Source organism: Streptomyces sp. TRD_SC_5, assembly GCF_056836825.1.
The window spans coordinates 4,400,677-4,422,910 of the sequence record NZ_JBWZZS010000001.1 but is presented as its reverse complement, the minus strand read 5'-3'; the positions used below and the strand labels follow the sequence as shown (position 1 = coordinate 4,422,910).

At 69.6% G+C, this 22,234-nt stretch carries 15 protein-coding genes and 3 pseudogenes; 12 read left to right on the top strand and 6 right to left on the bottom strand.

What is annotated here, in order from left to right:
• Positions 1-260: 260 nt before the first annotated feature.
• Together AC1P0E_RS20495 and AC1P0E_RS20490 are read left to right on the top strand one after the other, a co-directional pair.
• Entirely contained in the window at positions 261-2,135 is a 1,875-nt protein-coding gene (locus tag AC1P0E_RS20495; RefSeq protein ID WP_482743596.1) for a tyrosine-type recombinase/integrase, read from the top strand.
• Complete coding sequence (locus AC1P0E_RS20490) at positions 2,132-2,731, top strand: DUF6262 family protein (protein ID WP_482743595.1); 600 nt, start codon at positions 2,132-2,134, stop codon at positions 2,729-2,731. The genes AC1P0E_RS20495 and AC1P0E_RS20490 overlap by 4 nt, the downstream gene beginning before the upstream one ends.
• A 115-nt stretch (positions 2,732-2,846) precedes the next feature.
• On the opposite strand, the gene AC1P0E_RS20485 is transcribed toward AC1P0E_RS20490, so the two are convergent.
• The 3 genes from AC1P0E_RS20485 to mfd all read right to left on the bottom strand — a co-directional run bounded on the left by AC1P0E_RS20485 (position 2,847) and on the right by mfd (position 8,794).
• Entirely contained in the window at positions 2,847-3,974 is a 1,128-nt protein-coding gene (locus AC1P0E_RS20485) for a DUF6183 family protein (RefSeq protein WP_482743594.1), read from the bottom strand.
• A 65-nt stretch (positions 3,975-4,039) separates the two neighbouring features.
• Positions 4,040-4,810, bottom strand: a complete 771-nt coding sequence (locus AC1P0E_RS20480; RefSeq protein WP_482743593.1) for an HNH endonuclease family protein — start codon at positions 4,808-4,810, stop codon at positions 4,040-4,042.
• Between the two features lie 453 nt (positions 4,811-5,263).
• Positions 5,264-8,794, bottom strand: a complete 3,531-nt coding sequence (gene mfd, locus AC1P0E_RS20475; protein WP_482743592.1) for a transcription-repair coupling factor — start codon at positions 8,792-8,794, stop codon at positions 5,264-5,266.
• Between the two features lie 202 nt (positions 8,795-8,996).
• On the opposite strand from mfd, the gene AC1P0E_RS20470 reads away from it, so the two are divergent.
• Both AC1P0E_RS20470 and AC1P0E_RS20465 read left to right on the top strand, forming a co-directional pair.
• Positions 8,997-9,242, top strand: a complete 246-nt coding sequence (locus AC1P0E_RS20470; RefSeq protein WP_482743591.1) for a type II toxin-antitoxin system Phd/YefM family antitoxin — start codon at positions 8,997-8,999, stop codon at positions 9,240-9,242.
• Positions 9,239-9,613 (top strand): type II toxin-antitoxin system VapC family toxin, encoded by a 375-nt coding sequence (locus AC1P0E_RS20465; RefSeq protein WP_482745834.1) that lies wholly within the window; start codon positions 9,239-9,241, stop codon positions 9,611-9,613. Before AC1P0E_RS20470 ends, AC1P0E_RS20465 begins: the two co-directional genes overlap by 4 nt.
• Before the next feature lie 44 nt (positions 9,614-9,657).
• Here the strand turns inward: AC1P0E_RS20465 and AC1P0E_RS20460 are convergent.
• Together AC1P0E_RS20460 and AC1P0E_RS20455 are read right to left on the bottom strand one after the other, a co-directional pair.
• Positions 9,658-12,227 (bottom strand): annotated as a pseudogene (locus tag AC1P0E_RS20460) (ABC transporter permease); the annotation flags it as partial.
• A complete protein-coding gene (locus AC1P0E_RS20455) occupies positions 12,224-13,012 on the bottom strand; it encodes an ABC transporter ATP-binding protein (RefSeq protein ID WP_482743590.1) in 789 nt (262 codons plus the stop codon). The pseudogene AC1P0E_RS20460 and the gene AC1P0E_RS20455, both read right to left, overlap by 4 nt.
• A gap of 332 nt (positions 13,013-13,344) precedes the next feature.
• Between AC1P0E_RS20455 and AC1P0E_RS20450 the strand changes: the two genes are divergently transcribed.
• The 8 genes and pseudogenes from AC1P0E_RS20450 to AC1P0E_RS20415 all read left to right on the top strand — a co-directional run.
• Positions 13,345-14,961: an MDR family MFS transporter gene (locus AC1P0E_RS20450; protein ID WP_482743589.1), complete on the top strand. Its 1,617-nt coding sequence runs from the start codon at positions 13,345-13,347 to the stop codon at positions 14,959-14,961.
• Positions 14,962-15,185: 224 nt separating this feature from the next.
• Positions 15,186-15,590 carry a DUF485 domain-containing protein gene (locus AC1P0E_RS20445; RefSeq protein ID WP_482743588.1) on the top strand — a complete coding sequence of 135 codons (405 nt, stop codon included), beginning with the start codon at positions 15,186-15,188 and terminating at the stop codon, positions 15,588-15,590.
• Complete coding sequence (locus AC1P0E_RS20440; protein ID WP_482743587.1) at positions 15,587-17,203, top strand: sodium/solute symporter; 1,617 nt, start codon at positions 15,587-15,589, stop codon at positions 17,201-17,203. The genes AC1P0E_RS20445 and AC1P0E_RS20440 overlap by 4 nt, the downstream gene beginning before the upstream one ends.
• A gap of 251 nt (positions 17,204-17,454) precedes the next feature.
• Positions 17,455-18,774 carry an LPXTG cell wall anchor domain-containing protein gene (locus AC1P0E_RS20435; RefSeq protein ID WP_482743586.1) on the top strand — a complete coding sequence of 440 codons (1,320 nt, stop codon included), beginning with the start codon at positions 17,455-17,457 and terminating at the stop codon, positions 18,772-18,774.
• A 37-nt stretch (positions 18,775-18,811) separates the two neighbouring features.
• Entirely contained in the window at positions 18,812-19,228 is a 417-nt protein-coding gene (locus AC1P0E_RS20430; RefSeq protein WP_482745833.1) for a DUF397 domain-containing protein, read from the top strand.
• Positions 19,229-19,311: 83 nt separating this feature from the next.
• The gene (locus AC1P0E_RS20425) at positions 19,312-20,307 is read left to right on the top strand and encodes a hypothetical protein (RefSeq protein WP_482743585.1); all 996 of its coding nucleotides are present in this window, start codon (positions 19,312-19,314) and stop codon (positions 20,305-20,307) included.
• A 20-nt stretch (positions 20,308-20,327) separates the two neighbouring features.
• Positions 20,328-20,780 (top strand): hypothetical protein, encoded by a 453-nt coding sequence (locus AC1P0E_RS20420; RefSeq protein WP_482743584.1) that lies wholly within the window; start codon positions 20,328-20,330, stop codon positions 20,778-20,780.
• A gap of 32 nt (positions 20,781-20,812) precedes the next feature.
• Positions 20,813-21,190, top strand: a pseudogene (locus AC1P0E_RS20415) (thiol-disulfide oxidoreductase DCC family protein); the annotation flags it as partial.
• A gap of 63 nt (positions 21,191-21,253) precedes the next feature.
• Here AC1P0E_RS20415 and AC1P0E_RS20410 read toward each other — a convergent pair.
• Positions 21,254-22,145 (bottom strand): annotated as a pseudogene (locus AC1P0E_RS20410) (cellulose-binding protein).
• Positions 22,146-22,234: the final 89 nt, after the last annotated feature.

Genomic DNA, 22,234 nt, shown 5'->3' with positions numbered 1-22,234 from the left:
TCGCGGCACGACTCCCCTCGGGCTGGCGCACAGATGAATGGGAGCCCGTTCAGGCACTGTTCACTGCCGATCCCTGCAACCCGACGACCAGCGTGTTCGTCTGCTCCGTGGTCGCCTGTGCCACTCATGTCGCGAGCAACGGATCCCGTTGCGACGCCTGCCGGAAAGCCCGGTATCTCCTGGGGAACCCTGCGGACTTCGACACCACGCACTCCCCAGATCCGGCACGCCGCAGGCCCAACACCTCCGCGGACGGGGCGATGCCAGGCGTCTCCCAGTTCTCGCTCGCCGGGGTGAGCCCCGCAGTCCGCCAGGAGCTCCTGTACGGGCTCCAACAGCGCGACGACGCCGGGATCAGCCTGGTCCCCCAGCGGGTGCGCCGCATTGTGGCGGGCCTCCCGGCCGGACTCGGCTCGCTCCTCGACCTGGACGCCTCCTTCTCCTCCGGGCTTCCGGCTGCGGCCTCCGGCGTCCTGAACGGTGTTCTCCTGCACGTCCGACGCGCACGCGTCGAGTTCGAGGGCGCCGATCCGACCTCGGGCGACGTATGGGAGTGCGCCCTCATCGGGCTGACGGCAGGGCGTGGTCGCAAGTACGCCGCTGTCCACGGCGACATCGACTTCCGTCCGGTACGTCAGCGTTGGCTGCGGGAACTGGTCAAGGAGTACGGCCGCACGGCACGCCCCAACGTCATGGACCTACGGCAGACCGTCTACGCGGCGACCATCGCGTCCTCCGCGCTGGCAGGCCGCCCCCACGGGGATGAGCCGGGGCTCCTCGCCATGGCTGACATGAACGCCGTAGTGGACACGTTCCGAATCACCAAGCGTCCCGAGGACGGTCACGACTACTCCACCAGCCACCGCAGAGCCCTGCTCCGCCACTGGCGCACGTTCCTGGAATACGCCCGTCAGGCCGGGATGATGGACCACGTGCCCGGCGGGTTCGCGCTCAACCCCCGCTTCCACAGCATCGCCGCCGTGGAAGTGACCGAGGACGATCTCGGCCGCGCGATTCCCGAGCACGTCATCGCCCAGCTCGACGTGCACCTCGGTCTGCTGGGCACCTCGACGGGGTACGCGAGCGGCGGCTGGACGGCCGCCGACTTCGCGCGGATGTACCAGGTGGTCTACGCGGTCCTCCGGGACACCGGCCGACGTCCGGGCGAGGTCACCAGCCTGCACCGCGACTGCCTGGAGCGGGTCGACGGCAAACCGACGCTAATTTACGACAACCACAAACGGCGACGCCACGGCCGTCGGCTGCCAATCTCGGAGAGCACCGCCCAGCTGGTCGAAACCTGGCAGAAAGAGCTCGATGCGCTACCGGCCGTACCAGCCTGCGTCCAGTGGCTTTTTCCCTCGCCGGGACAGCGCAACCGTCCACGCCGCGGGCATCTGAACACTTCGCAATTCTGCAACCGGATCTTCCGAAACTGGGTCGACGAACTGATCCCTGACCTTGTGGACGACCGGCTCGACGAGGGCGGCGCCCCTCACGCCTACGACCGGACCCAGGTCGTCCCGTACGGCTTCCGCCACGCGTACGCCCAGCGTCATGCGGACGCGGGCACTCGCCCCGACGTCCTGCGGGAACTCATGGACCACCGTTCACTGGACGTGACCATGGGCTACTACAAGGTGTCCCTCAGCCGAAAGCAGGAGGCCGTGCGAACGGTCGCGGCACTCGCCGTCGACCGGCACGGAGCAGCCCGCGGATTCGGCGATCCGCTCGCCTACGAGGTGGAAAGCGTCGGGGTTCCCTACGGCGGCTGCACCGAGCCGAGCAACGTCAAGGCCGGCGGCGGGCACTGTCGCATCCGCTTCCAGTGCGCCGGATGCGACTTCTACCGACCCGATCCCTCCTACCTCCCCGCCCTGGAACAGCAGATCGCGGACCTGCGGGCCGACAAGGAAGCCGCCCTGGCGATGGAGGCCGCCGACTGGGTCGTGCGCAATCTCGACGACCAGATCCGCGCCTACTCGAAGTCGGCCGACGAGATGCGGCGGAAACTCGACGCGCTGCCCGCCGAGGAGCGGGCCGTCGTCGAATCCGCCTCACGCGAGCTTCGCAAGGCACGTTCGGCAGCGGCCTTCATCCCTCTGCAGGCGCTGACGACACGGAGCTCCGAATGAGAATCCCTGCTGCTTCCGGCGGCAACGACCGGAACGCCCGGATCGAGCGCCTGCGCATCAGCCGTGCCAAGGACAGCGAAGACAAGACCAGGCGTGCGTTCGACGCCGTGGACGGCCTTCTCCGCTCGGGACGACGGATCACCGTCACCCAAGTGGCACGGGAAGCCTCGGTGTCCACGTGGTTCGTCTACAACCAGCCTCAGGTGCACCAGGCCGTTCAGGACGGCATCACCGCCCAGCAAGCGCGGGGGCGCCAGAACTCCCTCGCTCCTGAGGCGTCGCAGGTGTCTCCGGCTGGGTTGCGGACGGACCTTGCACTGGCCCGCGAAGAGATCAAGGACCTCAAGAAGGAGCGCGATCGGCTCCGTAACCGGGTCAGGCTGTCTCTCGGCGCCGAGTTGGAGGGCGTGAACCGGAATGAGCTGATCGAGCGGGTACAGCAGATCGAGCAGCGGAATACTGCGTTGGAGCAAGCGTTGTCAGAGGCCAGGGATCAGATCGCCGCCCTGGAGGGCCAACTGCGTGGGGCGGAGGACGACCTCACCGCCGCACGAGCCAGTCTCCGCCGTGCCATGCGGTCCGTAACGACCCCGTAACCCGTGCTGCATGGCACCACTTTGTGGTTGTCCGGCTCTCACCCCGTTAACCGGACAGCCACAAGGCACGTCGTCCCCACGGTCAGGACTTCACCGCAGCGGGCTCCAGGCATGCTCAATCGGTGTCCGTCGCGGCCAACACCGCCAGTCGTCGGCGTCCTGGAGAGACCGAGGTCAGGCCGATGTCCCAGGCCACGCGCTCGAACCACTTGGTGTCGGCGCCGAAGTCGTACCAGGCGCACTCCCGTGCACATGCCTCCACCTCCTCCACGGGGGCGCCCTCGGCAGTACCGGAGAGACCGGCCAGGGACTGCCACGCGGCCAGACGTCCGTACGCACCGCGTACGCCGGAGTTATAGGCACCTCCCGTGGACGCGGCGGCAAAGAGGACCCTCCATGCCTGGTCCGGCGCGCAGGCCGCGACCGAGAAGGTGGTCTTCTTCCCTGCACCCTTCAGGCATTCCAGGCCCAGTCCCAGCAACATGCTCGGTACCGACTCGGCTACCAGAGGAGCTGCCAGGTCGAAAACCCGCGCCTCGATCCGGCCGTTCGACTCCTCAACCCAGTTCGCCACAGCGGTACCGATGCCCTTGGTGGCGGCTTCGGTCGTCGTTTCCTCGACCGACGGCACATGCGCCCCGGCATCGGCCCGCATCGCGCGAGTCGCCGACGAGCCGAACGGCATCGAGTGGCTGCCGCCGCGAGCGCTGTAGCTCGGCAGATCCGGCTGCCCTTCCACATCGGACAGCGCCAACGGCAGCCATCCCAGCGGGTGGTGTCTCCAGTGCGGCGACGTCGCCCACCCTGCGATCCCCGGAGTCTCCGTGACGTCGGCGCCCCTGAGCACCGCTTCATGGACCAGGCTCGCACGCAGCTCCTCCGAGGCGTTCCCGGTGAACGCTACGGCGAGTTCGTCCACCGGGTGGCTGGAGGCCAGTAGGGAGGCCGCATACCGGTCCAGCTTCCTGTCGGCAGCCGACGTCGAGGAGACCAGCCGCAGCGCCGCGGCGACGTTCCCGGGACCGGGCGCGGTGGACAGCAACCGGAGCAGGTAGTCGAAGACGCTCCCGTACTGCCAAATCCGCCCGGCGTCGGAGGCGTAAGCCCCAGCCAGTGCTATGCCGAGATCTGCGAGGAAGGCAGCATCACCCCGCGCCAGACTGCGGTCAGCCGTCTTCCATATGCCGGTGACGCTCTTCAGTCCCGGCAGCTTCGTCACGATCTTCTGTATGCGGTCAGCCACAGTAGGGAGCGTATGTTTCCCACAGTCCGAAAGCGATGGCGTTTTCCCAGGTCACTGGGGCTCGATCAGTCTTGGCACTGCTTCAGCATCATCGCCTTGTCCGCCATCGTCACCGGAAGCTCGTACTTGTCGGCGACCTGCGCGAACCGCACCGCGTACGCGCACCGGATCTTCTTGTTCGGCGGCAGCCAGGATGCGGGCCCCGAGTCCCGCTTCGCCGAGTTGGCGCGCCCTTCGACAGGAAGCAAATTGAGCACGTCGTTAGCCAGTTGCCTGCGCTTGCTGTCCGGCCATCGGGCAGCGCCCATCTGCCAGCTGTAGGACAGCGGGACCACGTGGTCTATCTGCACCTCGGTGGCCTTCGCCTTCTTCCAGTCGATGTCCTTGCCGGTGTACGGGTCGTACAGGTCCATCGCAACGACCACGCAGTCGGAACCTGAACGGAACTGCACGTGCCGCCCATGAAGCTTCAACAAGTCGTTCCGCGTGTCACAACCATTCCTCGCCAGCGGTACCCCGTCCGCCGTATCCATCCACGCATAGCCGAACTCATCCCGCTCGTAGCCCGTCTTCGGTCCACGCCCCTTTGTGGTGAGTCCTTGGATGAGCTTGCGTGCGTTGGCCTTGTCCGCTTCCGACGTGAGCGCGGCGAGCCCCGGCCTCGTCCCGTCGGGATTCGTCAGCGGGCTCACCGCCTGGCCGGCAGCTGCGTCCGGTCCGGATCCTGCGGAGCTTCCGCCCGGCTCCAGGCCATCACAGCCTGCGACGAACGCGACGACAACGACGACCGTAAGCACGGCTGTCTTCTTGCGAGTCCGCAGGAGCCCGTGACTCATGTGCCTCTCGCTACGCACAGCCGATCACACCCTGCATACGCTGCGAGAACAGCCCCTCTACAGCGCGAACCATAGAGATAACGCGGGTCCCGCACCCGTTCTGATCGGTGTCGGCCCAGGCACTCCCGAAAGCCTCGCGCTCGTAACCGGTCCTCGGGGCACGGCCCTTGACGGTGAGTGCCTCGGTGGCGGCGAGAGCCGATCCGGCCGGACCCGACGCCTGTCCCCCGCCGGTGCCGCTGCCGCCGCTCGTTGCCTCCGGCGTGCAGCCGGTGACGGCGAGAGCGGCGGACAGGGCGGCTGCGGGGAGGGCGGTCCTGAGCGTACATATACGTACGCGTGCCAAGGCGGTCCGTCGGGGATGGTCGGTATGCATGTCCCCCAGAGTCCCATGGGGCGTACTACCCCTTGCCGATGCCCAGCGTGTTCTCGGCCGGCAGCAGCCCCGCGCCCTTACGACCCCAGGATCGTGGTCAGGAACTCGCCCGTCCACGCCAGCAGTTCGCGGCCGACCACCGGCTTGCCGCCGATCTGGCCCGTCGTCGGGCGCGGCACCAGGATCTGGTGCGTGGCCGGCTTCAGCACCGTACGGGGGTAGAGGCGCTTGAGGCGCAGCTCCTGGGACTCGCGCAGCTCCACCGGGCCGAAGCGGATGTTGGGCCCGGCCAGGGTGATGTCCGCGACGCCGCAGGCGCGCGCGAGCATCCGCAGGCCGGCGACCAGCAGCAGGTTCTCCACCGGCTCGGGCAGCTTGCCGTAGCGGTCGGTGAGCTCTTCGCGTACGGCCCTGATGTCGTCCTCGGAGTTCGCCGACGCGATGGACCGGTACGCCTGGAGACGCAGCCGCTCGCCCGGCGCGTAGTCGTGCGGAACGTGCGCGTCCACCGGCAGCTCGATCTTGACCTCCAGCGGCGGCTCCTCCTCGACCGTGCCGTCCACCGCCGCGCGGTAGTCCGCGACGGCCTCGCCGACCATGCGGATGTAGAGGTCGAAGCCGACGCCCGCGATGTGGCCGGACTGCTCGCCGCCCAGCAGGTTGCCCGCGCCGCGGATTTCGAGGTCCTTCATGGCGACGTACATGCCCGCGCCCATCTCGGTGTGCTGGGCGATCGTCGCGAGCCGCTCGTGCGCGGTCTCGGTCAGCGGCTTCTCCGGCGGGTAGAGGAAGTACGCGTACCCACGGTCGCGGCCACGGCCCACGCGGCCGCGCAGCTGGTGCAGCTGGGAAAGACCGAAGTTGTCGCCGCGCTCGACGATCAGCGTGTTCGCGTTGGAGATGTCGATGCCCGACTCGACGATCGTCGTCGAGACCAGTACGTCGAACTTCTTCTCCCAGAAGTCGACGACCACCTGCTCCAGAGCGCTCTCGCCCATCTGCCCGTGGGCGGTGGCGATCCGCGCCTCCGGAACGATCTCGCGCAGCTTCGCGGCCGCCCGGTCGATCGACTCGACGCGGTTGTGGATGTAGAAGACCTGGCCCTCGCGCAGGAGTTCGCGGCGGATCGCGGCGCCGATCTGCTTCTGCTCGTACGGGCCGACGAAGGTCAGCACCGGGTGGCGCTCCTCCGGCGGCGTGGTGATCGTCGACATCTCGCGGATGCCGGTGACGGCCATTTCGAGCGTACGGGGGATGGGGGTGGCGGACATCGTCAGTACGTCGACGTTGGCGCGCAGCTTCTTCAGCTGCTCCTTGTGCTCGACGCCGAAGCGCTGCTCCTCGTCGACGATGACCAGGCCCAGGTCCTTGAACTTCGTCTCGGAGGAGAAGAGCCGGTGCGTGCCGATGACGATGTCGACCGAGCCCTCCTTGAGGCCCTCGAGGGTCGCCTTCGCCTCGGCGTCGGACTGGAAGCGCGAAAGGGCCTTCACGACGACCGGGAACTGGGCGTACCGCTCGGAGAACGTCCCGAAGTGCTGCTGCACCAGCAGCGTCGTGGGGACGAGGACCGCGACCTGCTTGCCGTCCTGGACCGCCTTGAAGGCCGCGCGGACCGCGATCTCCGTCTTGCCGTAACCGACGTCGCCGCAGACCAGGCGGTCCATGGGGACGGACTTCTCCATGTCCTCCTTCACCTCGGCGATGGTGGACAGCTGGTCGGGCGTCTCGACGTACGGGAAGGCGTCCTCCAGCTCCCGCTGCCACGGGGTGTCCGGGCCGAAGGTGTGGCCGGGGGCCGCCATGCGCGCCGAGTACAGCTTGATCAGGTCGGCGGCGATCTCCTTGACCGCCTTCTTCGCGCGCGCCTTCGTCTTCGTCCAGTCGGCGCCGCCGAGCCGGTGGAGGGTCGGGGCCTCGCCGCCGACGTACTTGGTGACCTGCTCCAGCTGGTCGGTGGGGATGTAGAGGCGGTCGCCGGGCTGGCCGCGCTTGGCGGGGGCGTACTCGACGAGCAGGTACTCGCGGGTCGCGCCCTGGACCGTGCGCTGGACCATCTCGATGTAGCGGCCCACGCCGTGCTGCTCGTGGACGATGAAGTCGCCGGCCTGGAGCGTCAGCGGGTCGATGGTCTTGCGGCGGCGGGCCGGCATGCGGCCCAGTTCCTTGCTGGCGGTGCGCTGGCCGGTGAGGTCGGTCTCGGTCAGTACGGCCAGCTGAAGGCCGGGGTCGACGAAGCCGTAGTCGATCGAGCCGCAGGCGACATGGACGACGGACGGGGCGATCGCGTCCAGGTCCGTCTCCAGGCGGGCCGGGATGCCCTCGCCGCCGAGGACCTCCACCGTGCGGGCCGCCGGGCCGTGGCCCTCGGTGACGAACACCGTGCGCCAGCCGTCGGCCAGCCAGCCCTTGGTGTCGGCGAGCGCTCTCGCCGTGTCGCCCCGGTACGCCTCCGGGGCGTGCATGCCGAGCTTGAGCGTGTCGTCGGACAGTTCCTCGTCGGCGGCGAACGGCGCCACGGACCACCACAGCATGTCCAGCTCACGGGCCCGCTCCCGTACCTCCGCGATACCGCGCAGCGAGGCCGCGCCCACGTCGATCGGGGCCTCGCCGCCGCCCGCCGTGGCCGCCCAGGACGCCTGGAGGAACTCGTGCGAGGTGGCCACCAGGTCCGCCGCCCTGGTCCGCACCCGCTCGGGGTCGCAGACCAGCGCCATGGAGCCCTCGGGCAGGACGTCCAGCAGCAGCTCCATGTCGTCCACGAGGACGGGGGCGAGGGATTCCATGCCCTCCACGGCGATGCCCTCGGCGAGCTTGCCGAGCAGTTCGCCCAGCTCGGGGTGCGCCTCGGCGAGGGCGGCGGCCCGCTCCCGCACGCTGTCGGTGAGCAGCAGCTCGCGGCAGGGCGGCGCCCACAGGCCGTGTTCGGCGACCTCCAGGGAGCGCTGGTCCGCGACCTTGAAGTAACGGATCTCCTCGACGTCGTCGCCCCAGAACTCCACCCGCAGCGGGTGCTCCTCGGTCGGCGGGAAGACGTCGAGGATGCCACCGCGCACCGCGAACTCCCCGCGCTTCTCGACCAGTTCGACGCGCGAGTACGCCGCTGCCGCGAGCGCCGCCGTGATGTCTCCCAGGTCCGCGCTCTGCCCGGTCCGCAGGGCCACCGGCTCCAGGTCCCCGAGCCCCTTGACCTGCGGCTGGAGCACGGACCGTACGGGCGCGACGATCACACTCACCGGACCGGCCGACGGGTCGTCGGCGCGGGGGTGCGCGAGGCGGCGCAGGACGGCGAGGCGCCGGCCCATCGTGTCGCTGCGGGGCGACAGGCGCTCGTGCGGCAGCGTCTCCCACGCCGGGTAGTCGACGATCGCGTCCTCCGGCAGCAGCGTGCGCAGCGCGGCGGCCAGGTCCTCGGCCTCGCGGCCGGTCGCGGTCACGGCGAGCACGGTACGCCCGGTCTCGCGGGCCAGCGCGGCCACGGCGAAGGGGCGCGCGGCGGGCGGGCCGACCAGGTCGATGTGCATGCGGTTGCCGTCGGTGGCGGCCTTCACCGCTTCGGCGAGCGCCGGGTCTCGTACTACGGCATCCAGCAGACCGTGCAGGCTCATGAAGGGCTTCCGTCCGGGTAACGAGGTGGCGGGATGGACAACGCGAAGGGCCCGACACGTCTCACGGGCCGGGGTGCCCCCAGCCTACGACGCCGGTGCGTCACCCGCGCGAGGGAACGCCGTGGCTCGGACGGCCGCATCGGAGCTACGCTGGACCTGAAGCTAGTCCACTGTTAGTCCCCCGGCTCCCTGTGAGGCAGTCATGGAAGCAGCCCGGCAGTACAACGTCCACGAGGCGAAGACCCACTTCTCGCGGATACTGCAGCAGGTCGAGACCGGTGAAGAGATCGTCATCAGCCGGGCCGGCCGGCCCATCGCCAAGGTCGTGCCGCTGCACCCCAAGGTCGACCGGACCGATTACGGCGCCCTCAAGGGCCAGATCCACATCCACGACGACTTCGACGAACTGCCCGACGACATCGCCGAAGCCTTCGGGATGCGCGGATGAAGCTACTCCTCGACACGCACATCGTCCTCTGGTGGCTGAACGCCTCGCCTGAGCTGTCCCCGGCCCTCAGAGACCTGCTGCGCACCGAACCTGACGTGTACATCAGCGCGGCAACGCCGTGGGAGATCGCGATCAAGCATTCCCTCGGCAAACTCGATGGCACTGAAAACCTGGCCGAACGAGCCAGGGACCTGCAGTTCATGCCGCTGCCCGTCACCGCAGCCCACGGGGTGCGCGCCGGCCGGCTGCCATCGCACCACCGGGACCCCTTTGACCGCGTGCTCATCGCCCAGGCGCAGATGGAAGAACTAACGCTCGTCACCCGCGACAAGTCGATCCCGCAGTACGACGTGCAGATCATGCCGGCCTGACAAAGACAGCGGCCCGGCCCCGGAGTGTTCGCAACTAAGCATCTAGTGGCGATCGCGTTCAGTACGTTCATCCGCCCCGCCCGGAACGCCGGCACCAGCGCCGCGAACAGTCCCACGAAGGCCGACCCCACGAAGACCGTGATGATCGTGGCCCACGGGATCTCCAGGACGTTGAGCCCTTCCAGCGCCAGCAGCTTCTGGGCCGAGGTTCCCCAGCCCATGCCGAGGCCGAGCCCCAGCAGCGCGCCGAAGAGGGCGATGACCACCGACTCCAGGCGGATCATGCGGCGCAGCTGGCGGCGCGAAAGGCCGATGGCCCGCATCAGGCCGATCTCCCTCGTCCGTTCGACGACCGACAGGGCGAGGGTGTTCACCACACCCAGCACCGCGACGATGATCGCGAGGGCCAGCAGACCGTAGACGATGTTGAGCAGCTGCCCTATCTCGTCCTTGAGGCCCTGCTTGAAGTCGGTCTGGTCCTGAACCGTGAGCTGCGGGTACTTGGCCAGGGCGTCCTTGAGTCCGGCGTACGCCGCCTTCTCCTTGCCGTCCACCGCCTTCGCGAACATGATCACGTTCGGCGGCAGCTTGTCGGCCGGCAGGTACTGCGCGGCGGTCGTGACGTTGATGTACATCGCGCCCTTGTCGACGTTCGTCTCGTCCGAGGTGATCGCCGCGACCTTCAGCTTCGCCGTCTCCCCGCCCGTGAACGCGACGGTCATCCGGTCGCCGACCTTGACGCCGTGCCGCTTGGCGTAGTCGTCGCCGACCGACATGGCGTTCTTGCCGTACGCCGCGCTCAGCTCACCCGCGACGGTCTCGCGCCGCAGGTCCTCGGCGTACGTCGGGTCGGCGGCCGCCAGTTCCTCGGTCTCCGTCCTACCGTCGGGGGTTGTCAGCTTCGCGTTGATCATCTTGTAGCTGGTGACGTGCTCGATGTCGGGAGCCGCGCGCAGCGCCTTCTCGGCAGCCGGCACGATCGGCGGCCCGTTGGGGCTGCCCTGGACGATGAAGTCAGCGCCGACCGATTTGTCGAGCTCCTGTGTCGCCGAGGCGACCATCGAGGACCCGACGACCGAGAGGCAGGCGACCAGCGCGAGGCCGATCATCAGTGCCGCGCCCGTCGCTCCCGTACGCCGCGGGTTGCGCAGCGCGTTGCGCTCGGCCATCCGGCCGACCGGGCCGAACATCCGCAGTACGACGGCGCTGATCGCCCGGACCACGACGCCCGCGAGCAGCGGTCCGACGACTATGAAGCCGATGAGGGTGAGGACGACACCACCGCCGAGGAACAGCGAGCCTTCGCTCGCCTTGTCCGCCCGCGTCGTCAGGAAGAGCAGCGCGCCGCCCGCACCGGTCAGCGCCAGGCCGAGCCCGGCCCGTATCCAGCGGCCTTGCCGTCCGCCGGTGTCCCGGCGTCGCGCAGCGCGGCCATCGGGGAGACCTTGCCGGCCCTGCGGGCCGGGATGTAGGCGGCGACGACGGTGACGACGATGCCGAGCGCGAGACCGACGACCGGGGTCGTCCAGGCCACGGTCAGGTCCTTGGTGGACAGTTCCATGCCCATGGACCCCATGAGCTTCATCAGGCCGACGGCGAGGCCGACACCGGCGCCCACGCCGAGGATCGAGCCGACGACGCCGAGCAGCAGCGCCTCCACCAGCACGCCCCTGTTGACCTGCTTGCGGCTGGAGCCGATGGCCCGCATCAGGCCGATCTCGCGGGTGCGCTGGGTGACGAGCATCGAGAAGGTGTTGACGATGAGGAAGATGCCGACGAGGAAGGCGATTCCGGCGAAGCCGAGCATCGCGTACTTCATCACGTCGAGGAAGGAGCCGACTTCCTCGCGGCCCGAGTCCGCCGCTTCCTTCGCGGTCTGGAGCTTGTACGGGCCGTCGAGCGCACCCGCCACGTTCGCCTTCAACTGCGTGTCGCTGATGCCCGCTTCGGCGGTCGCACCGACGTGTGTGAAGACGTCCGGCTTGCCCAGCAGCTTCCGCTGCGAGGTCGCGGTGTCGAAGTAGACGACGGTCGCGCCCGGGTTGGTCATCTTGAAGGAAGCGATGCCGGAGATCTTGGCGTTGATGTCGCCGGTGACGGCGATCGTGCGCAGCTCGTCGCCCAGCTTCAGGCCGTGCTTGTCGGCGGTGTCGGCGTCGACCATCACCTCGGTGGGCCCGCGCGGGGCGTGTCCGGAGGTGATGTCCATCGACTTGAGGTCGTTCTGCGTCCAGTTGCCGGCGATCGTCGGGGCGCCGCTGTCGGAGCCCATGTTCTTGTTGTCGCTGTTGACGACGGTCACGGACATGCTGACGACGGCGCCTTCGGCGGACTTCACGCCGTCCGCCTTCGCCACCTGCTGGACGAGGGACGCGGGGAGCGCCTCGGGCCTGCCGGTCCGAGGACCGTTGTCCTCGCCGTCCGCCGACTTGGGGGTGACGGTGACGTCCGCCGAGGTGGCGGCGAAGAGCTTGTCGAAGGTGGTGTTCATGGTGTCGGTGAAGACGAGCGTGCCGCACACGAACGCCACCGAGAGCAGGACCGCGACGGCGGAGAGCGCCATCCGTCCCTTGTGCGCGAGGAAGTTGCGCATGGAGGTCTTGACGACGGTCATGACGTCCGCCCGCGCGCGTCGAAGTCCTTCATCCGGTCGAGTACGGCGTCGGCGGTCGGCCGGAACATCTCGTCGACGATCCGCCCGTCGGCCAGATACAGCACCCGGTCCGAGTAGGAGGCGGCGACCGGGTCGTGCGTAACCATCACGATGGTCTGCCCCAGCTCGTCGACGGACTTGCGCAGGAAGCTCAACACCTCGGCCCCGGCCCGCGAATCGAGGTTTCCGGTCGGCTCGTCACCGAAGATGATCTCGGGTCGTGCGGCAAGGGCCCGCGCCACCGCCACCCGCTGCTGCTGACCGCCGGACAGCTGTGTGGGCCGGTGCTTGAGACGGTCCGCGAGGCCGACGGTCTCCACCACCCGGTTCAGCCACGCCGCGTCCGGCTTGCGGCCCGCGATGTCCATCGGCAGCGTGATGTTCTCCAGGGCGTTCAGCGTCGGCAGCAGGTTGAAGGCCTGGAAGATGAAGCCGATCCGGTCCCTGCGCAGCTGCGTGAGCTTCTTGTCCTTGAGCTTGGTGATCTCGGTTTCGTCGAGGTAGATCTCGCCGGAGGTCACGGTGTCCAGGCCGGCGAGGCAGTGCATGAGCGTGGACTTGCCGGAGCCGGACGGCCCCATGATGGCGGTGAACTGCCCCCGGTTGATGTCCACATCGACGTGGTCGAGCGCGACGACGCGGGTCTCCCCCGCCCCGTACGCCTTGACGACCTGCCGCGACCTCGCGGCAACGGCCGTACGCCCTCCAGTACCCCCGTGCCTGGGAATGGTCATAGCCGTTGTCACGTAAGTCTCCTCAGCCGAGTCAGTGATCAAGTACTTCGAGTCGAGTCTGGCGGCCGGAGACCCCCCGCACACTGGTGCGCGTATCCGTATCCGCCCTGGGGTTAACCGCACCCCCCGAGGTGCGGTGGCCCGTAAGACCAAGTTAAAGAACGGACGCGTTCCCCTCGTCCTCCACCGGGACGAACACCCCCTGGCCAGAAGTAAGGAGAACCCCCTAGGGGCTCTCCACCCACAGGTGGACCCCGACTCCGGGCAGCGTGCACCCTCCCCCTGCGTGACCTGCAAGTGAGAAGGTGTCGGAGACGAGATACGTGCACAGTGAAGGGATCTTGGTGAGCGGCGCCGGAAGCAGTGCGGGCAGTACCGGGAACACGGACAGCGCCGGTGCGACATCCGGCGGCGGGGGCTCGCCCAGCCAGGCGGCCGCCACCGCCCCGGACCCCCACCGCGCCCCCGTGGTCGCCGCGCTCATGCTCGGCATGGCCCTCACCGCGCTCGACGGCACGATCGTCTCCACCGCCGTCCTCCACATCGTCGGCGACCTCGGCGGCTTCGCCCTCTTCTCGTGGCTCTTCTCCGGCTATCTCCTCGCCGTCACCGTCACCCTCCCCGTGTACGGGAAGCTCTCCGACACCTTCGGCCGCAAGCCGGTCCTGATCGCGGGCACAGCCCTCTTCCTCATCGGCTCACTGCTGTGCGCCGCCGCCTGGAGCATGGGCAGCCTGATCGCCTTCCGCATCGTCCAGGGCCTCGGCGGCGGCGCCATTCAGGGCACGGTCCAGACGATCGCCGCCGACCTCTACCCCCTCAAGGAACGGCCGAAGATCCAAGCCAAACTGTCGACCGTGTGGGCGGTGTCGGCCGTCGCGGGCCCGGCGGTCGGCGGGTTGCTCGCCACGTACGCCGACTGGCGCTGGATCTTCCTCATCAACCTGCCCATAGGCGCGGTGGCCCTCTGGCTCGTAGCCCGCCACCTGCACGAACCGTCCCGTACGAAGACGACGAGGCCCCGCCCCCGCATCGACTGGGCCGGCGCCCTGGCCGTGTTCGCCTGCGGCGGCGTGCTGCTCTTCGCCCTCGTCCAGGGCGGCGTCGCCTGGCCCTGGCTCTCCACGCCCTCGCTCGCCCTCTTCGGCGCGAGCGCGCTCCTCGCCGCAGCGACGGTCGTCATCGAACGCCGCGCCGCCGACCCGATCATCCCCGGCTGGGTGTGGCGCAGGCGCACCATCGCCGCCGTCAATCTCGCCCTCGGCGCGCTCGGCCTCCTCATGGTCGCGCCGATCGTCTTCCTCCCCACCTACGCCCAGGCAGTTCTCGGCCTCGGCCCGATCGCCGCCGGCTTCGTACTGTCGATCATGACCCTGAGCTGGCCGCTCTCGGCGGCGCTGAGCCAGCACGCGTACAACCGCATCGGCTTCCGTCTCACCGCGATCATCGGCATCAGCTGCGCGACGCTGATCCTGCTCGCCTTCCCGCTCCTCCCGTTCCCCGGCGCGGCCTGGCAGCCCGCCCTGATCATGCTGCTGCTCGGCGCGGCGCTCGGGCTCTTCCAACTCCCTCTGATGGTCGGCGTCCAGTCGACGGTCGGGTACGCGGAGCGCGGTACGACGACCGCGTCCGTACTCTTCTGCCGCCAGGTCGGCCAGTCCGTCGGCGCGGCCCTCTTCGGCGCGATCGCCAACGCCACCCTCGCGTCCAGACTCACCGCCGCACCCGACGCGATACGGGACGGCCTCCCCGGCGACCTCGACTCCGTCTCGCACGCCCTGGCCGCCCCGGGCCACCTCACAGCGGAGGCCGCCGACTACCTGCGCCGAGCGGTGGACGCCGCCGTCGACCACGTCTACATCGGCGCGGCAATAGCCGCCGCCCTCGGCCTGCTCGCACTCATCTTCGTGGCACCCCGCCGCTTCCCCGTCATCACCGAGGAAACACCGGCCGCCGACTGAAGGCCTCCCGGTCCGGTTACCAGCAGTAAGGATCCGTGCGTGTCGCATTACCTGCGGTAAATGCCGCGTCCCCTGCATGAGTTCGCACGAAAGGCTCCCCGCCGCCCATACCGCTGGGTAACGTACGCGACCCCACCAGCGCCCCGCCGCCGCTCCTTCCGGCCCCGGTCGCGCTTCTCCCTGCAGTCCGCTCAGGACCCAGCCGCGCAAGGAGCAGCCCGCACATGTCGCACTACCCGGAATACCTGTACCCGTGGCAGAGTTCCCCGCCCGCTCCGCCCGTCCCCCCGCAGCCCGCCCCCGCGTCCGCCCACCAGGTCGTCCCCGGTCACCACAGCGACCTGCGCAGGCTCCGCTCGGCGTACCGCCGCCTGCGGCGCGTGGCCACGCTCACGGCCCTCGGCTACTTCACCCTCTTCCTCGTACTCTCCGGCTTCGCACCCGGCCTGATGGGCAGCGAGCTGCCCGGCGGGCTCAACACCGGTCTCCTGCTGGGCCTGTGCCAGCTCCCCGTCACCCTCGTGGCCATCGCCGTGTACGAGCAGTCCGCCCGCCACCGCGTCGACCCGCTCGCCGAAGACCTCCGCCGCCAGGGCCGCCGGGTGCACGGGCAGGAGTGGACCCAATGACCGGATTCAGCGACTCCGCCCAGGAGATGTCCCTGGTCGCTTTCATCGCGGTGGCCACGGTGACGCTGCTGCTGTGCGTCATGACCGGCCCCGACCGCGACGACCTCGCCGAGTTCTACACCGGCTACCGCTCCCTGTCCCCCATGCGCAACGGCCTCGCCATCGCCGGCGACTACATCTCGGCCGCCACCGTCCTCGGCACCATCGGCGTCATCTCCCTCACCGGCTACGACGGCGTCGTACTGGCCCTGAGCACGGCGCTCTCCCTCGTCCTCCTGATGTTCCTGCTCGCCGAACCCCTGCGCAACGCGGGCCGGTTCACCATGGGCGACGCCTTCGCCCGCCGCGCGCCGAGCCGCGCCGTACGCATCACGGCCGCCGTCGTCACCCTCGCCGCGCTGCTCCCGATGATGGTCGTACAACTGTCGGGAGCGGGTCATCTGCTCTCCTTCATCCTCGGCTTCGAGGGCTCCGGCTTCCGGACCGGCTGCATCGCCCTCCTCGGCGTACTGATGATCAGTTACGCCGCCATCGGAGGCATGAAGGGCACCGCCCTCATCCAGATCATCAAGACCGTCTTCCTGCTCGGTACGGGCGTGATTCTCGCCGTACTGATCCTGGGCCGCTTCGACTGGAGTACGTCGCAGCTCCTCGCCGCGGCGAAGACCGGCAGTGGCGCGGGCGACGCCTTCCTGCGATCAGGGCTCCAGTTCGGCGACAGCGGACTCGACATGATCAGCTCCGAGTTGACGGTCGTGCTCGGCGCCGCCTGCCTGCCGCACATCACGATGCGCATGTACAGCTCGCGCAGCGCGCCGGCCGTACGGCGTTCGATGACCTGGGCGGTCTCGGCGGTAGTCGTCTTCTGCCTGCTGATCGCGGTGATCGGCTTCGGCGCGGCGGCGCTCGTCGGCCGCGAGACGATCACCGCGTCCGACCCGCAGGGCGATACGTCGATCCTGCTGGTCAGCCAGGCGCTGATGGGCGGCGACGCGTCCACGCTGGAAACCCTGATCTTCACCTCCGTCACGACAGCCATCTTCCTCACCCTCCTCGCCTCGGTGGCCGGAATGATCCTGGCCTGCGCGAACTCGCTCGCCCACGACCTCTTCGCCCACGGCATCCGCAAGTCCCGGGTCCGCGACGCCACGGAGATGGCCCTGGCGAGAGCGGCGGCGATCGGCGTCGGCATTCCGGCGATCGTCCTCGCGGTACTGGCCCACCACTGGAACGTACAGCCGCTGGTCACCCTGTCCTTCTGCATCGGCGCATCCGCACTCGCCCCGGCCCTGGTCTACAGCCTCTTCTGGCGCCGCTTCACACATGCGGGCCTGATGTGCACCCTCATCGGCGGCACACTGTGCGTGATGGTCCTGATGACCGGCACCAACCTGGTTTCGGGCTCCCCCCAGTCGGTCTTCCCGGCCCAGGACTTCAACTGGTACCCCTTCACCACCACGGGCCTGGTCTCGATCCCCTTCGGCTTCTTCATGGGCTGGCTGGGTACGGTCCTCAGCCACCGGGACTCGGGCGAACAGCAGCGCCACCAGTACGAGTCGGTGGAGGCATGGATCCTGGCGGGCGCGGGCGGCGGCGGGCCGGCCAGGAAGTGACGCTGCGGACAGCGCCCGCCAATTCCGGGACATGACATGCCCCACAGAGAAATCACAGACAGCGTGGGCAACCATCCGCGAATATCCTTTTTGATCCTCTCGCGCGTACGCGCGACCCACCGGACCAGCCGAATTCGACTTCTCGCTGCTCCATTACCGGTTCTATTCTTCGCGAAGTCGCGCAGTGTGAAGCCCTCCCACGGCGACTACTTCCGTCACTTCTGTACGTTCGGACCCAAAGAAGGTCGCCTGTGAGATTCCGCCGCATTCTCGCCACTGCCGCTGTCGCCGCCGTGACGACGCCCGTCGTGCTGCTTTCCGTCACCCCTGCGTTCGCCGACACCAAGCCGGCCGCGCAGGAACAGCCGGGCAAGCCCACCCTCGCCCAGCTCGAGAAGGCCGCCGCCGAGGCGCAGAAGGCGTACGACGAGGCCGTGCTGGCCGAGAAGGAGGGCAGGAAGGTCCTGGAAGCAGCGCTCTCCGACACCGCTCCCCTCGCCGTGGCGGCCACCGCCGCGAGGAAGGAGGCCGCCGAAGCCGCCACCGCGAAGACCGCTGCCGACAAGGCGCTCGCCGACGCCCGGACCGCGCTCGCCGAACTCCCGGAGACCGCCACCGAGGAAGAGAAGGCGGCCGCCGAGAAGGCCGTCACCGACGCCGAGGCCACGGCCAAGACCGCCGACGAGACGAAGACCGCCGCCGACGCCAAGGCGACGACCGCCGTCACCGCGTCGGACGACGCGCGGGTCGCCGCTTCCCGGCAGTACGGCCTGCTGAAGAAGGCCGTGGCGAAAGCCCTCGAAACCAAGACGGCCGCCGACGAGGCCCTCGCCAAGGCCAGGGAAGAGGCCGAGGACGAGGACAACGAAGGCGATGAGGGCGACGAGTGCGTCCCGGCCGACCTCAGTACGGTGGTGACCGGCCTGCCCTCCAAGGTTGTCGCGGGCGAGTGGGTCAGTTTCCGGCTCCGCGTGACCAACGAATCCGCCGAGACCATGGACAACGTCTACCCGTACGCCTTCACCCACGCGACCGACACGAGCGGTCTCAAGGACACGAGCGACCTGCTGAAGCTGCAGTATTCGTCGGCGTCCTCCACGGCGTGGAACACCGTCGACGACACAGGCACCCTCAGCACCATCAGCCCGCTGAAGGCCGGCGCACACAGCGACATCAAGCTGCGCCTCAAGGTCGACGCGAAGGCCCCGGCGGGCCACGGTGCCGCGTTCGTCGCCGGTTACTACATCAACGACGACGAGTCGTGCGGCGGGACTCCGGACGCCGAGATGTACGAGTTCGACATCGCGGCCGCGGGCAGCAACCCCGGCAAGGTCCCGGACGCCGAGCCCAAGCCCGGCAACACCCCGGCTCCCAAGCCCACGCCGTCGGCCACTGCCCCGGCCCCGCAGCCGCAGGGCGGCGCCGCCACCCAGCCGGTGAACGGCAGCCTCGCCGCAACCGGTTCGTCCTCCGCCGTCCCGCAGCTCGCCCTCGCAGGCGCCGCGACCGTAGCGGCAGGCGCCGCCGCGATGTTCGTCGTACGCCGCCGCAAGGCGAACTCCGCCGCGTAAGGCAGAGCCACCCCCGGCGAAGACCCGAAGGGCCCGCATCCTCCCGGATGCGGGCCCTTCCCCGGTCGCGTCAGGCGCACGCGGAGAGCCCGGAACCCTTCACGCCGTCCACGAAATCGCCCCGGTCCGTGACAGCAAGAGTCCTGCCGGTCCGGTGCTGCTCTTCCCGGTCGGGGTGTGGGCTGCTAGGCCACGAGCGCGAAGCCCGGGTCGCCTCCTGGGGCCGCGCCCACGACGACGTCACCGCACACACCACCTCCGCCGACGGCACAGCGCGCATGTCGCTGCGCACCCCGGAACGGGACGCCGAGTGGATCTCGCGGCGCCCCGGAAGCACCGGCAGCCTGATCTGGGTCGGAACGGCGCGCGGCAAGTCGCACGGAGAGTAAGGAAGTTGGCACGTCACATACAGAGCGTGGTGTACGGTAACCGCGTCATCACGCTCCGCGCATGAGTGCATACGTGGAGCGGTCCCCGGCAGTGCTAGCCACACCGGCCGAGGACCTTCACCACCGAATGGATCAGAGGTCCACCGGGATGCTTCGGCATGCTATCGCGCCCGTCCGGCGCTTCTTGAAGGTTTCGCACGACGTCGTCCGCCATCAGCGGCTGAACTCCGATGCGAAGATCCTGCTGTTGTACGTACAGGGCCTCCCCGAGGGCCAGACGGACAAGGCCCTCAGCGAGCACGCCGCGAAGCTCGGGATCCGGGGGCGGGCGTACCAGCGGGCCAAGGAACTCCTCGTCGCCTGCGGTCACTTGCACGAGTGGCGTTCGCAGAACGAGCGCGGGCGCTGGGTCACCACCCAGCTGCTCACGAACGTCACCCTGACGCGCGAGGAGGCGGCGGAGGTCCGCGACGGGACCGCGCCGAGTGCGCAGGATCCAACGGTCGGTAAACCGACCGCACGGGTGGTCGGCGGCTTTCCTACGGAAGACAACAACAGGAAGAAGAACACTTCCCACCCACCCTCCAAGGCGGAGGCGGAGGCGGGCGCGGAAGCGGAACCGCAGGCGGAAGCGGGCACGGAGACGGACGCGGACGCTGAACCGCTGCCCGTGTCCGGTGTGCTCGCCGAAGCCGAGCGGGTCCTGCTGTCCCTGCGCCACACGCACCGGGACCTCCACCTCGGCGTACGCGAGGCACGCGGCCTTGCCGAGGCGGCGGCGGAGTGGCTGCTGCGCGGGGCGTCGCCGAACGACCTCCGCCGCGCACTGACCGCGCAGCTCCCCCTGAACGGCGTACGTTCGGCGGTCGGCTTCCTCCGCCACCGCCTGGTCCAGAAACTCCCCGCCCCAAGCCCCCTGGCTCCGCCCGCCCCGCCGACACCGCCGCTCGAACCGCGCACGGGCCTCCTGCCCATCACCTGCCAAGGCCCCGGCAACGAGCACGTCTTCCGCCCCGTGAGCGACGAAACCCACTGCGGCCCGTGCCGCCGCGAGGCAGCAACCGAGGCGCACTACGCCCGTATGCGTCAGGCCGGCCCGTGCGACGTGGCGGCCACGCCCGCACCAGCGGCATCGCCTTTCTGACCGGGTCCCCCTTCTGGGTGATGACAGGGTGCGAGAACGAGCAGACACTTGCCCGGCTCAAGGAAACGCCACGGTTGTTGTTGCACCGCAGAGACGGGGAGGATCTGGTCCTCACCACCGCAGCACGCGCCGAGCAGGACCAGAGCGTGGTGTCGGCCGCCACACGGATGCTCGCGGCGATGGCGCGTCGAGAGCCCGGCAGCCTGGAACTGCTCCTCGACATACTGCCGGACGCCTTTCCGTGGGTCCGTTTCATGCCCCAGCCCGATGTCCACGCCTTCGCCGTCGAACTGGTCGACACCATGCGGGCCGCCGACTCCATCGGCAACAACGCGTCCGTCGCTCAGACGCTCATCGCGTGGCAGCACACCGCCGAAGTCCACTCCGACCCCGAACTACTGGCCGCGCCGACGAGGGACCATGACGCGGACTCGCCATGTCACAGCCACGGAGCCGGCGGCGGCGCCCCGTAGTACGCGTCGGCCACCGCAGGCACCATGGAGGCATGTGGACCGAACCTGTGCTCGTGTACGACGGCGACTGCGCCTTCTGCACCACGTCGGTGAACCTCGCCGAGCGGTGGTTGCGGCCCCGCTGCGAGGCCACCCCGTGGCAGTTCGCGGATCTGGGCGCCCTGGGCGTCACCCAGCAGCGGGCCGAGTACGAAGCGCTGTGGGTCACTCCTGCCGGGAAGGTGCACGGCGGTGCGCAGGCCGTCGCGCGGCTGATGCTGAGCGCCGGCCGGGGGTGGGCGGTGCTGGGTGCGCTGCTCACTCTGCCGCCCTTGCGCTGGGTCGCCCACGGGGCGTACCGGCTCATCGCGAACAACCGCAGCCGCTTGCCGGGCGGCACCCCGGCCTGCGCACTACCGGCCGGCCACGCCGGCCGACCTGAGCGCCGGTCGGCGCCAGCGCCCGCCGGGCCCGGCCCGCCGCCGCCTCCCGCTTCAGCCCTCCGCTGCGGCGCGGCCGGTCAGGGTGGCCAGGCTGGTGCGGACGTGGGTCATGTGCGCCTGCATTTCCTCGCGCGCGTCGTCGTGCTCCCGCAAGACGCGCTCCGTCTCGCGTACGACGCGCTCCTCGCGCACCCGCGCCTGGGACAGCAGCTCGGCGCCCCGCGCCTCCGCGTCCTCCTGGCCGTGACGCGCCGCCTCCTCCGCCTCCGCCAGGGCCCGCTTCGCGTCCGCGAGGCCGCCCTCGGCGTACGCGGCGAGTTCCGCGTGGCGGGCGTCCAACTCCGCCGCCCGCCCGGCGAATTCGCGCTCGGCGGCCTCCCAGCGCTCCGCGTGCGCCTTCTCCTGGTCGGCGAGCAGGCCGGCGGTACGCTGCCGCATCTCCTTCAGCGCCGCGACGGCCTCGCCCCGCCACGCCTTCACGTCCCGGCGCGCCCCGGCCCTGATCTCGTCGGCGCTGCGCTGCGCGCCGAGGAGGATCTGCCGGGCGCGCGCCTCGGCGTCCGCCAGTACCGTCTCCGCGTGCACGCCGGCCGCGTCGCGCGCGGCGGTGGCCGCCGCCGCGGCCTCGTCGCGCAGCGCATGGGCCTGGTCGCGGGTTGGCCGCCAGTTCCGCGGCCTCCTCCTCGACCACCGCGAGGAGGTGCTGGGCGCGCTTGCCGAGGGTCTCGTACGTCTGGGGAGCGAGCCCGTCGGCCTGTTCGCGCATCCGCGCCGCCTGCGCCTCCATCTCCTTGGTCAGGACGGTGAGGCGCGCGGCGCGCTCCCACGCGGCGTCGCGGTCCTGGGAGAGCCCGGCGGCGTACCGCTCCACCTGGTCCGGACGGTAGCCGCGGCCCCGTCCGGCGACGAAGCCGTGAGGTGACGATGAAACCGATGCACTCATCCTTGAAGCCCCTCTTCGACGCACACGACGCACACAACGCAATCCGTGCAATCTTGGCGGATAAGGCTCAAGCGCTCAAAACCCGACAC